13 protein-coding genes are annotated in these 14,925 nt (G+C 66.9%); 10 read left to right on the forward strand and 3 right to left on the reverse strand.

The window, feature by feature from the left end; genetic code table 11:
- The first annotated feature begins 1 nt into the window (after position 1).
- The 5 genes from ACCC97_RS09235 to ACCC97_RS09255 all read left to right on the forward strand — a co-directional run bounded on the left by ACCC97_RS09235 (position 2) and on the right by ACCC97_RS09255 (position 5,242).
- Positions 2–1,183, forward strand: coding sequence for an acyl-CoA dehydrogenase family protein (locus tag ACCC97_RS09235; protein ID WP_413332441.1), 1,182 nt, complete (start codon positions 2–4; stop codon positions 1,181–1,183).
- A 12-nt stretch (positions 1,184–1,195) separates the two neighbouring features.
- Positions 1,196–2,311 (forward strand): acyl-CoA dehydrogenase family protein, encoded by a 1,116-nt coding sequence (locus tag ACCC97_RS09240; protein WP_007830269.1) that lies wholly within the window; start codon positions 1,196–1,198, stop codon positions 2,309–2,311.
- Between the two features lie 183 nt (positions 2,312–2,494).
- Complete coding sequence (locus tag ACCC97_RS09245) at positions 2,495–3,856, forward strand: alpha/beta fold hydrolase (RefSeq protein ID WP_413332443.1); 1,362 nt, start codon at positions 2,495–2,497, stop codon at positions 3,854–3,856.
- 13 nt (positions 3,857–3,869) lie between these two features.
- Positions 3,870–4,658 carry an enoyl-CoA hydratase gene (locus tag ACCC97_RS09250; protein WP_007830261.1) on the forward strand — a complete coding sequence of 263 codons (789 nt, stop codon included), beginning with the start codon at positions 3,870–3,872 and terminating at the stop codon, positions 4,656–4,658.
- 152 nt (positions 4,659–4,810) lie between these two features.
- On the forward strand, positions 4,811–5,242 hold the full coding sequence (locus tag ACCC97_RS09255; RefSeq protein WP_413314301.1) for a hypothetical protein: 432 nt from the start codon (positions 4,811–4,813) through the stop codon (positions 5,240–5,242).
- Positions 5,243–5,276: 34 nt separating this feature from the next.
- Here ACCC97_RS09255 and ACCC97_RS09260 read toward each other — a convergent pair whose 3' ends face one another.
- The 3 genes from ACCC97_RS09260 to ACCC97_RS09270 all read right to left on the reverse strand — a co-directional run bounded on the left by ACCC97_RS09260 (position 5,277) and on the right by ACCC97_RS09270 (position 7,907).
- Positions 5,277–6,053: an alpha/beta hydrolase family protein gene (locus tag ACCC97_RS09260; protein WP_007830256.1), complete on the reverse strand. Its 777-nt coding sequence runs from the start codon at positions 6,051–6,053 to the stop codon at positions 5,277–5,279.
- Positions 6,037–7,203: a DUF3182 family protein gene (locus ACCC97_RS09265; RefSeq protein WP_413332445.1), complete on the reverse strand. Its 1,167-nt coding sequence runs from the start codon at positions 7,201–7,203 to the stop codon at positions 6,037–6,039. The genes ACCC97_RS09260 and ACCC97_RS09265 overlap by 17 nt, the downstream gene beginning before the upstream one ends.
- Positions 7,204–7,346: 143 nt before the next feature.
- Positions 7,347–7,907 (reverse strand): HNH endonuclease, encoded by a 561-nt coding sequence (locus ACCC97_RS09270; RefSeq protein WP_413332447.1) that lies wholly within the window; start codon positions 7,905–7,907, stop codon positions 7,347–7,349.
- 165 nt (positions 7,908–8,072) lie between these two features.
- Between ACCC97_RS09270 and ACCC97_RS09275 the strand changes: the two genes are divergently transcribed.
- From ACCC97_RS09275 to ACCC97_RS09295, 5 genes are all read left to right on the forward strand, one after another.
- On the forward strand, positions 8,073–9,110 hold the full coding sequence (locus ACCC97_RS09275; protein ID WP_413332449.1) for a bifunctional riboflavin kinase/FAD synthetase: 1,038 nt from the start codon (positions 8,073–8,075) through the stop codon (positions 9,108–9,110).
- A 131-nt stretch (positions 9,111–9,241) separates the two neighbouring features.
- Positions 9,242–12,091 (forward strand): isoleucine--tRNA ligase, encoded by a 2,850-nt coding sequence (ileS, locus tag ACCC97_RS09280; RefSeq protein ID WP_413332451.1) that lies wholly within the window; start codon positions 9,242–9,244, stop codon positions 12,089–12,091.
- A complete protein-coding gene (gene lspA / locus ACCC97_RS09285; RefSeq protein ID WP_007830246.1) occupies positions 12,091–12,606 on the forward strand; it encodes a signal peptidase II in 516 nt (171 codons plus the stop codon). The genes ileS and lspA overlap by 1 nt, the downstream gene beginning before the upstream one ends.
- Before the next feature lie 143 nt (positions 12,607–12,749).
- The gene (locus ACCC97_RS09290) at positions 12,750–13,769 is read left to right on the forward strand and encodes a LacI family DNA-binding transcriptional regulator (RefSeq protein WP_007830244.1); all 1,020 of its coding nucleotides are present in this window, start codon (positions 12,750–12,752) and stop codon (positions 13,767–13,769) included.
- 43 nt (positions 13,770–13,812) lie between these two features.
- Positions 13,813–14,823, forward strand: a complete 1,011-nt coding sequence (locus ACCC97_RS09295; RefSeq protein WP_007830241.1) for an ABC transporter substrate-binding protein — start codon at positions 13,813–13,815, stop codon at positions 14,821–14,823.
- The last annotated feature ends 102 nt before the right edge of the window (positions 14,824–14,925 follow it).

A 14,925-nucleotide genomic window follows, 5' to 3' on the forward strand; every position in this document is an offset into this window, starting at 1 on the left:
CATGGATTTGAGCTTCACACCCGAAGAACAGAAGTTCCGCGAAGAGGTTCGCGCCTGGGTCAAAGAGAACCTTCCCCAAGAGATTTCGCACAAGGTGCACAACGCGCTCGAGCTGACGCGCGACGATCTGCAAGGCTGGGCCAGGATCCTCGGCAAGAAGGGCTGGCTGGGCTACGGCTGGCCGAAGGAATTCGGCGGCCCGGGCTGGACCGCCGTGCAGCGCCACCTGTTCGAGGAAGAAACCGCGCTGGCCGGCGCGCCGCGCATCATCCCGTTCGGCCCGGTGATGGTGGCGCCGGTGATCATGGCCTTCGGCAATGCCGAGCAGCAGAAGCGCTTTCTCCCCGGCATCGCCAGCGGCGAAGTCTGGTGGAGCCAGGGCTACAGCGAACCAGGTTCGGGCTCCGACCTCGCGTCCGTGAAGACCAAGGCCGAACGCAAGGGCGACAAGTACATCGTCAACGGCCAGAAGACCTGGACCACGCTCGGCCAGCACGGCGACTGGATGTTCAACCTCGTGCGCACCAGCAACGAAGGCAAGCCGCAAACGGGCATCAGCTTCCTGCTGCTCGACATGAAGTCGCCCGGCGTGACCGTGCGCCCCATCAAGCTGCTCGACGGCGGCCATGAAGTGAACGAGGTGTTCTTCGACAACGTCGAAGTGCCCGCCGAGAACCTGATCGGCGAGGAGAACAAGGGCTGGACCTACGCCAAGCACCTGCTCTCGCACGAACGCACCAACATCGCCGACGTGAATCGCGCCAAGCGCGAACTCGAGCGCCTCAAGCGCATCGCGAAGAGCGAAGGCGTCTACGACGACCAGCGCTTCCGCGACGAGATCGCCAAGCTCGAGGTCGACATCGTCGCGCTCGAGATGATGGTGCTGCGCGTGCTGTCGGCCGCCACTTCGGGCAAGAACTCGCTCGACGTCGCGGGCCTGCTCAAGATCCGCGGCAGCGAGATCCAGCAGCGCTACAGCGAACTGATGATGCTGGCCGGCGGCCCGTTTTCGCTGCCGCTGATCCGCGAGGCGATGGAAGCCGGCTGGCAGGGCAACTTCCCGGGCGGCAACCCGGCGCTCGCGCCGCTGACGTCCACCTTCTTCAACATGCGCAAGACCACCATCTACGGTGGCTCGAACGAAGTGCAACGCAACATCGTCGCGCAGACGGTTCTGGGCTGAGGAGACAAGAACATGGATTTCAACTTCACCGACGACCAGGAACAACTGCGCGACGCCGTTCGCAAGTGGGTCGACAAGGGCTACGACTTCGAGCGCCGCCGCGGCATCGAGGCCAAGGGCGGCTTCTCGCGCGAGGCCTGGGACGAACTGGCCGAGCTTGGCCTGGGCGGCCTGTACATCAGCGAGGACGACGGCGGACTGGGCATGGGCCCCGTGGCAGGCATGGTCGTCATGGAAGAACTGGGCCGCGGCATCGTGCTGGAGCCCTTTGCGCAGACGCTGATCGCCGGTGCGGTGCTCAGCGGCTATGCCGGCGCAGACACCAAGGACAGCTGGCTGCCGCGCATCGCGGGCGGCCAGGCCATCGTGGTGCTGGCGTACCAGGAGCGCAAGGCACGCTGGCGCCTCGACGTGTGCGAGGCCACGGCCGCCAAGTCGGGCGACGGCTATGCGCTGACCGGCGCCAAGAGCGTGGTGCCGGTGGGCGACGAAGCCGACGCCTTCCTGGTGCCCGCCAAGGTCGGCGGCAAGATCGCCCTCTTCCTGGTCGAGCGCAGTGCCAGCGGCGTCGAGGCCCGCGGCTACGGCACGCAGGACGGCGGCCGCGCGGCCGAAGTGGTGTTCGACAAGGCCGATGCGACGCTGGTCACGCTCGATGGCCTGGCCGCGCTCGAATACGCGGTGGACGTCGGCATTGCCGCCACCTGTGCCGAAGCCGTCGGCGTGATGGACAAGACCATGGCCGTCACCGTCGACTACATGAACCAGCGCAAGCAGTTCGGCGTGGCCATCTCGACCTTCCAGGCGCTGCGCCACCGCGTCGCCGACATGAAGATGCAGCTCGAGCTCGCGCGCTCGATGAGCTACTACGCGACGCTCAAGCTCAACGCCCCGGCGGACGAACGCCGCCAGGCGCTGGCACGCGCCAAGTACCAGCTCGGCGTGTCGATGCGCTTCGTGGCCGCGAACTCGGTGCAACTGCACGGCGGCATCGGCGTGACCGACGAATACATCGGCAGCCACTATTTCCGCAAGCTCACTCAGATGGAAATGACCTTTGGCGACACGCTGCACCACCTGGGCGAAGTGTCGGCCCGCATGCAGGACACCGCCGGCGTCTTCGCCTAGGACAAGGCTCGCCCCCAGGGCTGCGCGCACTTCGTGTCGCTGCGCCAACCCCCTACCGGGGGCAACACCTGCGGCCCGGCAAAGCCGGTTCCGCGGTGTTCCGCTAGCATCCAACGCCCGCTCGCTTCGCGCCGGCGGGCGTTTTTCACTTGGCCCCTCACTCCCGGACCCCAGGAACGAAACATGCAGACTCGCCGCTCTCTTCTGGTCGCCATGGCCGCCACCGGAACCACTGCCGCCATGCTGACCGCCTGCGCCACCTCTCCCACGCCTTCCTACACCGAGCGCCCGCCCATCGTGTTCATGCACGGCAACGGCGACTCGGCCGCGCTCTGGCAGACGACGATCTGGCGCTTCGAGTCGAACGGCTGGCCGCGCGAGCGGCTCTTCGCTGTCGACCAGCCGAACCCGGTCGCGCGCGACGACGACGCCGTGGCCCAGGCCGGGCGCAGCTCGACCGGCGATTCGGCGGTGTTCCTGAAGGCCGAGGTCGACAAGGTGCTGAAGGCCACCGGCGCCAGCAAGGTCGTGCTGATCGGCAACTCGCGCGGCGGCAACACCATCCGCAACTACGTGCAGAACGGCGGCGGCGCGGCCGTGGTGAGCCATGTGGTGCTGGGCGGCAACCCGGCGCACGGCATCTGGGTGGTGAAGGGCTTCCGCGAAAACAACGAGTTCTCGGGACTGTCCGGCTTCATGCAGCAGCTCAATGCGCCGAAGGGGCCGAACGGCGAGGAGGTCACGCCGGGCGTGAAGTGGATGACCCTGCGCTCGGACAACAACGACAAGTATGCGCAGCCCGATGGCGTGTGGATCGGCGCGCCCGGCAAGCCGACGAACATCGGCTTCGACGGGCCGGCGCTCAAGGGCGCGACCAATGTGGTGCTGCCGCGCGTCGATCATCGCGAAACCTCGTTCTCGCCCGCGGCGTTCGCAGCGACCTGGCAGCTCCTGACCGGGCAGGCGCCGCGCAGCACCGACGTTGCGGCCGAGGCGGATGTCGTGCTCAACGGTCGTGCGCTCGGCGCGGAAAATCTTCCGCTGAACGGCGCGAAGGTCACCGTGTACGCCGTCGACCCTGCCACCGGCGTGCGGCTCGGCGAGGCCGTCTTCACCAAGTCGGTCGGCGCCGATGGCCGCTGGGGGCCTTTCAAGGCGCGCGGCGACGCGGCCTACGAATTTGTCCTGGCCACGCCGAGCTACGGCACCACGCACATCTACCGCAGCCCCTTTCCGCGCGGCAGCAGCGTCGTGAACCTGCGGCCGGAGCGCATCATTCCGGCCGACAACGGAGCCAGCGCGGTCGTCGTGTTCACGCGGCCGCGCGGCTACTTCGACGCACAGCGCGACACCATGCGCTTCGACGGCAAGAGCCCTCCGACAGGTGTGCCACCCCAGGGCTCGGGCGTTTCGACCTCGCGGCTGCGCATCGAGGGCGGTGGCGCCCCGCGCGCGGTGACCGGTGAATTCAACGGCGAGCGCATCACGGGCCTCACGTGGCCGGCCGCGAGCGAGCACACGACCGTGCTCGAACTGACCTACTGAAGCGAGGCCGGCCATGAACGACGCGAGCACGCCCTTCGTCCTGCAGGCGCGCGACAGCCGCGGCGTGGCCACGCTGACGCTGAACCGGCCGGCCTCGTTCAACGCGCTGTCGGAAGGCATGCTCGGCGCGCTCGAGCAGGCGCTCGGCGAGATCGCGGCAGACGACAGCATTCGCGCGGTCGTCATCGCGGCAGCGGGCAAGGCCTTCTGCGCGGGCCACGACCTGAAGGAAATGCGCGCCGCACCCTCGCTCGGCTACTACCGGCAGCTGTTCGAACGCTGCGGCGCGATGATGCTGTCGATCCAGAAGCTGCCGGTGCCCGTGATCGCGCGCGTGCACGGCATCGCGACGGCGGCGGGCTGCCAGCTCGTCGCTGTCTGCGACCTGGCGGTGGCGTCGAGCGAGGCGCGCTTCGCGGTCAGCGGCGTGAACGTGGGGCTGTTCTGCGCCACACCGAGCGTCACGCTTTCGCGCAACCTCGGCCGCAAGGAAGCCTTCGAGATGCTGGTGACGGGCGATTTCATCGACGCGCGGGAAGCGCGCGAGAAGGGGTTGGTCAACCGCGTGGCGCCGCCCGAGGAACTCGACGCGGCCGTCGAGACACTGGTGGCCAGCATCGTCGCCAAACCCCGCAAGGCGCTAGCGCTGGGCAAAGCCCTGTTCTACCGCCAGATCGAAACCGGCATCGAGGCCGCGCTGGCCGATGCCAGCCAGACCATGGCCTGCAACATGATGGACGAAAGCGCACTCGAAGGCGTGCAAGCTTTCATCGACAAACGCCCGCCGGACTGGAAGCGCTGAGAAGAAAGTCCACTGCCCGTCGGCATGCACTTACGGCCGCACCGAAAGGCGTCCTACCGCCTCCATGACCTCGATTCCTAAGATGGATTTTCGGTGTCGGATCCCCCATGCCTTTTGCTGGAGATCCGATGCCGACGTCAAGGAGATTGATCATGGAAAAGCTCATGCAGATCTGCGCGGCAATCGCATTCCTTGCGATGCTGCCCGCGCAAGCTCAAGTGAACACGCCACCGCCGGCCTCCGTCGACCCCGCCATCGCCGAACTCAAGGCTGGCCGCGACAAGATCGCCGCCGACTACAAGGCCGACCGGGCGGCATGCGATGCCATGAAGGACAACGCCAAGGACGTCTGCATCGAAGAGGCCAAGGGCAAGGAAAAGATCGCCAAGGCTGAACTCGACCAGAAGCTGAAGCCCAGCGACAGCAATGCACGCAAGGTGGCGGAGGCCAAGGTGGAAGCGGCCTACAGCATCGCGAAGGAAAAATGCGACGACCAGAAGGGCGATGCGAAGTCCGCATGCGTGAAGCAGGCCAAGGCCGACGAGGCCAAGGGCATGGCCGAAGTCAAGGCGATGAAAAAGTAGCTGGCCGGCTTTCGGCTTGGCGGCGCGCGCCTGCTCAGGCCGAACTGCTGGCAACCGGCTTCGTGATGGTCGCCGTCGCCCGGGCTCCGAGCGTCATTTCGGTGATCCACGAGACCAGCAACGAGCCGTAGGCCTGCCGCGACTCCTGTTTGGACAGCGCGTGATCCGCGCCGGAAAGCACGCGGTAGGTCACCGATTTCACCCGTTTGAAGGCAGCCAGGTAGTTCTCCACCACGGGGTGGGGGACGATCTGGTCGTCCTCCGACTCGACGATGAGGACGTCGCCGGCAAAGGCCGCGCATGCCGCCAGTGCCCGGTTGTCGCCGGGTCCCACGAGCGAGCGGCGATAGGCCACGAGGTCGGACCGGCTCAGCTTTCCCTTGGGCGTGTCCCACTCGCGGTCGCGGTAGAGCGCCGGCGCACGCAGCGCGAGCCAGCGCACCGGCCGCAGGGCACTTACCAGCGAAGCGAGATACCCGCCATAGCTGCTGCCGACGATGGCGATGGCGCCGGGGTCGACGGTCGGATGGCCGACCAGCACGTCGTACGCAGCCAATACATCGCGCAGATTGTCTTCGCGGGTCACCTCCAGGCGCTGCGCCGCGTGGCGCGCATGCCCTCGCAGATCGAAAGTCAGGCACACGCAGCCCAGCGCCGCGATTTCATTGGCCCGCTTCAGGTATTGCTCCTGGCTTCCATCCCAGCCGTGGACCAGGAGCACACCGGGCACCATGGTCGACGCGGCAAACAGCGTGCCCTGGATGTGCTGGCCGTCCACGGCAATGTCGATGAGGCTATGGCGTGTCGGCATGTCGCTTCAGCAGTGTGAATTTCGAAAGCCGCCCGATCTCGCTGTCGATGCCGTGGTAGGCCACGATGGCATCTGCGGGCGGCGCGGCCGCTCCGTAGACCTCGAAGGAGGACGCGCGCACGCGGTCGCACTTCGGATGCGCGTGGAACGCTTCGAGCGCCGCGATCTCCGCGCCCGTGGCGCCACCCACGCGCCACGACTGCTCCAGCACCCCCGAGCGCCAGTCGCCTCGGCTGCCCATGCCCTGCGCCACGTCATAGTTCACCCGCGAGGCGAAGAAGCCCGGGTAGCAACCGGACACGGCCCGGTGGTAGTGCCGCGCCTGCTCGATCGCACGGCGAAGCGGCGGCGCCGGATTCACGACGGCGAGCAGCCTGTCGAAATCGCCGCGCACGAGCATGAGGTCGGAACCACCGTAGACCTCCTGCCCGGCGTTGTCCCGGGTCGATCGCTGCTCGCCGCAATAGCTGGCGACAAGGTGCTCCACGCTCACCTGTCCGACGCTGTACGTCCTCGGCCGGTCGAGGTTCTCCTCGAGCACGAGGCCTCGGGTCGTGATCTCGGTCTCGTCGATGGCATCGAGACAGCGGTCGAGCGCATCGACGCTTCCCACGACGACCTGCCCACGTCCACCGGTCGCGATCACCGGCTTGACCCGTGCGAGGCCGCCGTCGAGCAGCATGCGCCCTGCCTTGCGCGCCTCTTCGCGTGAGAAGCACGAATAGCCGGGGAGTACCGCCTCCGCGGCCTCGGTCGCGAAGCGCGGGGACCAGCCCGCCGGCCGCGAAGCATCGGCACCGATCAACGGATGGGTGAGCGCCTTGGTGGCGACGAAGGGGTATGGCACCACCCCGCCGAAAAGGTCGTCCACGCCGGTGATGCCCGTCGCGCGCACGAGCGCCGGATCGGTCAGGGTGTCGCTCGGCACGAAGTAGGGCACGCTGCCGTAGGCTTGCCGAGGATCGTAGACGCCCGCGAAAGTGCAGCCCTTGAGGGCCGCCAGCCGCCGTGCGAAGTGGGCGCGCGTGGCATGCTCGTGCTCGGTGCAGTAGCCGTGCGGGTCCACGTCCCAGGTCACGACGCTGCGAAGGCCTGGCGGCAGACGGGACGAACCCGACACCTCGGGGCCGGAGCCGGGGAGCGGTTTCAAGGCGATGCTCATGGCGCCTCCTCGCATGTGCACCCCTCCTCGACGGAGGAAGAAGTTCCGCCATGTTCGGCAAAACGATGCTGCGCCCGGTCGGAGGGCGCAGCGGATGCGCGTGGGAGCAGTCTGGCGCGAAGCGCCTCGGCCTAGCCGTCGTGGAGCCGCGAACTCTGTGGCAGGTGCGCCATCAGGAATTCCATCTGGTCGGCCAGGATGCGGCGGTTGCGCAGAATGAAGTCTTCCCAGAGGCTGGGCACGTAGGGCGCGTAGAGCAGCGGCATGTTCGCCTGCTCGGGCGTGCGGCTGCTCTTGCGATGGTTGCACGGCTTGCAGGCCGTGACCACGTTCATCCAGGTGTCGATGCCTCTCTGGGCAAACGGGATGATGTGCTCGCGCGTGAGTTCGTCTTCATGGAAATGCCCGCCGCAGTAAGCACAAACGTTGCGGTCGCGCGAGAACAGCTTGCTGTTGGTGAGCCCGGGCCGCTGCGCGAAGGGATTGATGCGCGGCACGCCCTTGGTGCCGATGATGCTGTTGATCGCGATCTGCGACTGCTCGCCCGTGATCGCGTTGTGGCCGCCGCGGAACACCGCCACCTGCGCGCCCACTTCCCAGCGAACTTCGTCCGCCGCGTAGTGGATCACCGCCTGTTCCAGCGAAATCCATGACTGGGGCAGCCCTTGGGCCGACAACTTCAAGACCTTCACACACGACTCCTCGAAACGAGAAAACCACGCAGAGACCAGAGACTCGGGGTGCATCGGCGACTCACGCCAGACCACGCACTGCGTCACAATATACCGGCTTTGTGACAAATCGGCCTGATTCGCCCATTCGACGGGCGAAAGGCGCTATCAAAAAGATACTCACCGATGCAGGTTTTTCGCGGCTTCCGGCACCCGGGCGTAGCTCCGGCCTGCGCCCTCACGATCGGGAATTTCGACGGCGTCCACCGTGGCCACCAGGCCATGCTGGCGCTGCTGCAGACCGAGGCCCGCCACCGCGGGCTGCCGAGTTGCGTGCTCACCTTCGAGCCGCACCCGCGCGACTATTTCGCCGCCGTCACCAGGAAACCCGACCTGGCGCCGGCGCGCATCGGCACGCTGCGCGACAAGCTGACCGAGCTGGCGGCCTGCGGCGTGGCCCAGACCATCGTGCTGCCGTTCGACGGCCGGCTGGCGTCCCAATCGCCCGAGGCGTTCATCCAGAACGTGCTGATCGACGGCCTGGGCGCGCGCTACGTGCTGGTCGGCGACGACTTCCGCTTCGGCGCCAAGCGGGCCGGCGACTACGCCATGCTCGACGCGGCCGGCGAGGCCCGCGGTTTCGACGTCGCACGCATGAACAGCTACGAAGTGCATGGCCTGCGGGTGTCCAGCTCCGCCGTGCGCGATGCGCTGGCCGAAGGCCGCATGGCCGACGCCCACAACCTGCTGGGCCGCCCGTACACCATCTCGGGCCACGTGGTCCATGGCCGCAAGCTGGGCCGCGCGCTAGGCGCCTCCTCGCCGGGCAAGGACGATGGCTTTCGCACCCTCAACCTGCGCTTCAAGCACTGGAAGCCGGCTGCCAGCGGCATCTTCGCGGTGCTGGTCCACGGCCTGGCCGAGCAACCGCTGCCGGGCGTGGCCAACCTCGGCGTGCGGCCCTCGCTCGACGCCAACGACGTCAACGCCGGTCGGGTTCTGCTGGAGACGCATTGCCTTGAGTGGCCCTCGCATCTGGGCGCCGAAGGGGCCTACGGTAAAATCGTCCGCGTGGAACTCCTGCACAAACTGCACGACGAATTGCGCTACACCAGCCTCGAGGCCCTCACTGCGGGCATCGCGAAGGATGGGCGCGACGCACGTGCGTTCTTTGCATCGACCCACGCCGAAACCCACCGCCAGACCACGCGCGATCGAATTTAGCCCTGCACGCACCGTGCTGCCGCCCTTCGACAAGCTCAGGGCGAACGGCTTTACCTCCCGCACCGACGCGCTCCTTTTTTTCCGGGCAGTTCGGGCCGAGCCTGTCGAAGCCCCCTGTTTCGCACCCCAACATGTCTGACGCTGCCACCTCCACCGACTACCGTTCCACGCTGAACCTGCCCGACACCCCCTTCCCGATGCGCGGCGACCTGCCCAAGCGCGAACCGGGTTGGGTGAAGGAATGGAATGACGAGGGCCGCTACCACCGCCTGCGCGACGCCCGCCACGGCGCGCCCAAGTTCATCCTGCATGACGGCCCGCCCTACGCCAACGGCCAGATCCATATGGGCCATGCGGTGAACAAGATCCTGAAGGACATGATCACCAAGGCGCGCCAGCTCGAAGGCTACGACGCGCTCTACGTGCCCGGCTGGGACTGCCACGGCCTGCCGATCGAGAACGCCATCGAAAAGCAGTTCGGCCGCAACCTCAGCCGCGACGAGATGCAGGCCAAGAGCCGCGCCTACGCCACGGAACAGATCGCGCAGCAGATGGCCGACTTCCAGCGCCTGGGCGTGCTGGGCGAATGGGATCATCCCTACAAGACGATGGACTTCGCCAACGAAGCCGGCGAGCTGCGCGCGTTCAAGCGCGTGATCGAGCGCGGCTTCGTGTACCGCGGCCTGAAGCCCGTGTACTGGTGCTTCGACTGCGGCTCCTCGCTCGCCGAATTCGAGATCGAGTACGCCGACAAGAAGAGCCAGACCCTCGACGTGGCCTTCAAGGCGCACGAGCGCGAGAAGGTGCTCAAGGCCTTCGGCACCGACCACACGATCCTCGGCGACATCTTCGCCGTGATCTGGACCACCACCGCGTGGACCATCCCGGCCAACCAGGCGATCAACCTGAACCCCGAGCTGGAGTACTCGCTGGTCGACACAGAGCGCGGCCTGCTGATCCTGGCCAACTCGCTGGTCGAGATGTGCATGACGCGCTACGCGCTCGACGGCAAGGTGCTGGCCACGGTCAAGGGCGAGGCGCTCGGCGGGCTCGAATTCGAGCATCCGCTGTACGACGTGGACGCCGGCTACCAGCGCCTGTCGCCGGTGTACCTGGCCGACTACGCCACCGCCACCGACGGCACCGGCCTGGTCCACTCCTCGCCCGCCTACGGCGTGGATGACTTCAACTCCTGCATCGCCCATGGCGTGGCGTACGACGACATCCTGAACCCGGTCCAGGGCAACGGCAGCTACGCCCCCGACTTCCCGCTCTTCGGCGGGCAGAACATCTGGAAAGCCGTGCCGGTCATCATCGCGGCGCTGCGCGATGCCAACCGCCTGCTGACCACCGAGACCATCACCCACAGCTATCCGCACTGCTGGCGCCACAAGACGCCTGTGATCTACCGCGCCGCAGCGCAGTGGTTCGTGCGCATGGACGAGGGCGAAGGCGTGTTCACCAAGGACAAGGCACCCAAGACGCTGCGCCAGACCGCGCTCGACGCCATCGAACAGACCAGTTTCTACCCGGAGAACGGCAAGGCCCGCCTGCACGACATGATCGCCGGGCGGCCCGACTGGTGCATCAGCCGACAACGCAGCTGGGGCGTGCCGATCCCGTTCTTCCTGCACAAGGATTCGGGCGAGCTGCATCCGCGCACCATGGAAATCCTCGACCAGGCCGCCGACATCGTCGAGAAGGGCGGCATCGAGGCCTGGAGCCGCGTGACGGTCGAAGAGATCCTCGGCGTCGAAGACGCGCCGCACTACACCAAGAGCACCGACATCCTGGAGGTGTGGTTCGACTCGGGCTCGACCTTCTATCACGTGCTGCGCGGCACGCACCCCACGGTGCACCACGACACCGGCCCCGAGGCCGACCTGTACCTCGAAGGCCACGACCAGCATCGCGGCTGGTTCCATTCGTCGCTGCTGATCGCCTGCATGCTGGAAGACCGTGCGCCGTACAAGGGCCTGCTGACGCACGGTTTCACCGTCGATGCCAAGGGCATCAAGATGAGCAAGTCGCTCAAGAACGGCATCGACCCACAAGAGATCAGCAACAAGCTGGGCTCGGAAATCATCCGCCTGTGGGTGGCCGCGAGCGACTACTCGGGCGACATCGCGGGCGACGACAAGATCCTGGCGCGCGTGGTCGATGCGTACCGCCGCATCCGCAACACGCTGCGCTTCCTGCTCGCGAACACGAGCGACTTCGACATCCAGAAGGATGCGGTGCCGCTCGACCAGCTGTTCGAGATCGACCGCTATGCGCTCGCGCGCGCTTCGCAGTTCCAGGCCGAGATCCTCGCGCACTACAAGGTGTACGAGTTCCACCCGGTGGTGGCCAAGCTGCAGATCTACTGCTCGGAAGACCTGGGCGGCTTCTACCTCGACATCCTGAAGGACCGCCTCTACACGACGGCCCCGGGTTCGCTGGCGCGCCGCAGCGCACAGACCGCGCTGTGGCACATCTCGCAAGCCATGCTGCGCTGGATGGCGCCGTTCCTGAGCTTCACGGCCGAAGAGGCCTGGAAGATCGTGGGCACGGGCAAGCCGGGCGAATCGATCTTCGCGCAGACCTACAGCCAGTTCCCCGCATCTGACGAAGCCCTGCTCGCCAAGTGGACGCGCATCCGCGAGATCCGCGACGCGGTGAACAAGGACATCGAAGCCGTGCGCGCCGAAGGCAAGGTCGGCTCGTCGCTGCAGGCCAACCTGCAGCTGACGGCACCGGCCGACGACTTCGCGCTGCTGGGCACCCTGGGCGAGGACCTGAAGTTCGTCTTCATCGCCTCGGCCATCGAACTGGCGGCCGGCGACGCGCTGTCGACGGTGGTCACGCCGAGCGCCGCGCAGAAGTGCGAGCGCTGCTGGCACTACCGCGACGACGTGGGCCACGACCCGGCGCATCCCACGATCTGCGGCCGTTGCACGAGCAACCTGTTCGGCGCCGGCGAATCGCGGAGCGTTGCCTGATGGCGGCGGCACGTTCCATGTCGGCATCGCGTTCACGCGGCGGCAGCAGCATCTGGCCCTGGCTCGGGCTGGCGGTGATCATCGTGATCATCGACCAGTTCACCAAGACGCTGATCCTGGGCTACTACAAGCTCGGTGACGCAACGTACGTGACGGGCTTCTTCAACGTCGTGCGTGCGCACAACACCGGGGCGGCCTTCTCGTTCCTGGCGGATCACTCGGGGTGGCAGCGCTGGCTGTTCACAGTGATCGGCGTGGGCGCCGCGGTGTTCATCGTGTGGATGCTGAAGTCCCACGCCGGGCAGAAGCTGTTCTCGTTTTCGATGGCCTGCATCCTGGGCGGCGCCATCGGCAACGTGGTCGATCGGATGATGCACGGCTATGTCGTGGACTTCCTGAGCTTCCACGCCGGCAACTGGTACTTTCCTGCTTTCAATGCCGCGGACAGCGCCATCACGCTGGGCGCCATCTGCCTGATCCTGGACGAGATCCGGCGGGTTCGCCGGGGCAAGTAACTTTTCTCAGGGGCCTACGGGCCCCTTCTTATTTGGGTCTGCCCTCTCGCGAAAGTCCGAGGGTTTCTCCCCGCTTTCTCGCGATGTCATAACAAAGTCATACTGCGGCGGTCCAATGTAATCGATTACATGAACACCGCACGATGAGCATCCAAGCCGTTGCAGCCAAAGCCGGGGTCTCCGTGGCCACCGTGTCGCGGGCCTTCAACTTTCCCGGCAAGGTGACGCCCGTCACCCGCGAACTCGTGGAGCGCGTGGCGCGGGAGCTCAACTATGTGCCGAACGCCAGCGCGCGCACGCTGCGCACCCAGCGCAGCCGTGTGCTCGGCGTGGTGCTCCCCACACTGCTCAATCCGACCTTCGCCGAGTGCCTGCAGGGCATCGCGCGCGCGGCCATCGCGGGCGGCTACGCGATCATTCCCGTCACCACCGGCTACCGGCTCGATGAAGAAGAACGCGCGGTGCAACTGCTGCTGGCCGGCAATGTCGACGGGCTGATCCTCGTAGTGTCGAATCCTTCGACATCGGCCGCGCTGCCCCGGCTCCAGGCGGCGGAGGTGCCTTATGTGCTGGCCTACAACCGCCACGCGGACCACCCCTGCGTGTCGGTCGACAGCGAAGGCGCCGTGGCCGATGCCGTCGCGCGCCTCGTGCTGCTGGGCCATCGCCGCATCGCGATGGTCAGCGGCACGCTCGCCGCGTCGGACCGTGCGCAGCAGCGCTATCGCGGCTACCTCAGGGGCATGGCGGAGGCCGGGCTCGCCGCGCCCGCGCTGATCGAAGTGCCTTTCGTCGAAACCGCGGTCGATGCGCTCTCGCACCAGCTGCAGGCGCGCCGCCGCCCCACCGCGCTGATCTGCTCGAACGACCTGCTGGCCATCCGCAGCATCCGCGCCGCGCACTTGAGCGGCCTGGCGGTGCCCGACGACCTCAGCGTGGTCGGCTTCGACGGCATCGCGCTCGGCGAAGACCTCACACCTGCGCTCACCACCATCGCGCAGCCCAACAGCGACATCGGCCGCCACAGCGTCGAGCTGCTGATCCCGGCCATCGCCGGGGGCGCGACGCTGCAGCCCGACGCGAGCCTGCTGCTTGCCCATGCCTTCCGAGACGGCGAGTCGTGCGCTTCGGCGCGCGAGGACAACAACGCCGCGATTCCCTGACCTTCCCTCGTTCTCCGACCACATCCATCCAAGGAGTCCCACCATGTCACTTCGCTTCAACCGCCTGGCTCGCCTCGGCATCCTGGCCGCCGCGCTCGCCGCCGGCAGCGCCATGGCCCAGACCGCCATTTGCTACAACTGCCCGACCGAATGGGCCGACTGGGGCACGCAGCTGAAGGCCATCAAGGCCAAGACCGGCATCACCGTGCCGGCCGACAACAAGAACTCGGGCCAGTCGCTCGCGCAGCTGGTCGCAGAGAAGGCCAGCCCCGTGGCCGACGTCACCTACCTCGGCGTGACCTTCGCGGTGCAGGCCGCGAAAGACGGCGTGGTCGAGCCCTACAAGCCCGCCGCCTGGAAAGACATTCCCGACGGCCTGAAGGACCCGGCCGGCAACTGGTTCACCATTCACTCGGGCACGCTCGGCTTCATGGTCAACGTCGACGCGCTCAAGGGCAAGCCGATCCCGAAGTCGTGGGCCGACCTGCTCAAGCCCGAGTACAAGGGCCTGATCGGCTACCTCGATCCGGCTTCGGCCTTCGTGGGCTACGTCGGCGCAGTGGCGGTGAACGAAGCACGCGGCGGCACGCTGGACAACTTCAAGCCGGCCATCGACTACTTCAAGGCGCTGCAGAAGAACGAGCCCATCGTGCCGAAGCAGACCTCGTACGCGCGCGTGCTGTCGGGCGAGATCGCGATCCTGCTCGACTACGACTTCAACGCCTACCGCGCCAAGTACAAGGACAAGGCCAACGTCGCCTTCGTGATCCCGAGCGAGGGCACTCTCGCCGTGCCCTACGTGATGAGCCTGGTCGCCAAGGCCCCGCATGCGGCCGATGCGAAGAAGGTGCTCGACTTCACGCTGTCCGACGAAGGCCAGGCGATCTGGGCCAAGGCCTATCTGCGGCCGGTGCGCGCGAGCGCCATGCCCAAGGACATCGAAGCGCAGTTCCTGCCGGCGAGCGAATACGCCCGGGCCAAGAGCGTGGACTACGGGCGGATGGCTGCCGCACAGAAGGCCTTCTCTGATGAGTATCTGAAGGAAGTGCGCTAAGCCTCGGCGCTCGTTCGGGGCTCGATCACGCCGACGGGGTACCTTGCTCCGCGAATGTCCCCCGGCCTGCGGCCTCCTCCTTTATTTCGCTGCGCAAGGCAC

The sequence above is a fragment of the Variovorax sp. Varisp85 genome, from assembly GCF_047304045.1.
GTDB lineage: Bacteria > Pseudomonadota > Gammaproteobacteria > Burkholderiales > Burkholderiaceae_C > Variovorax.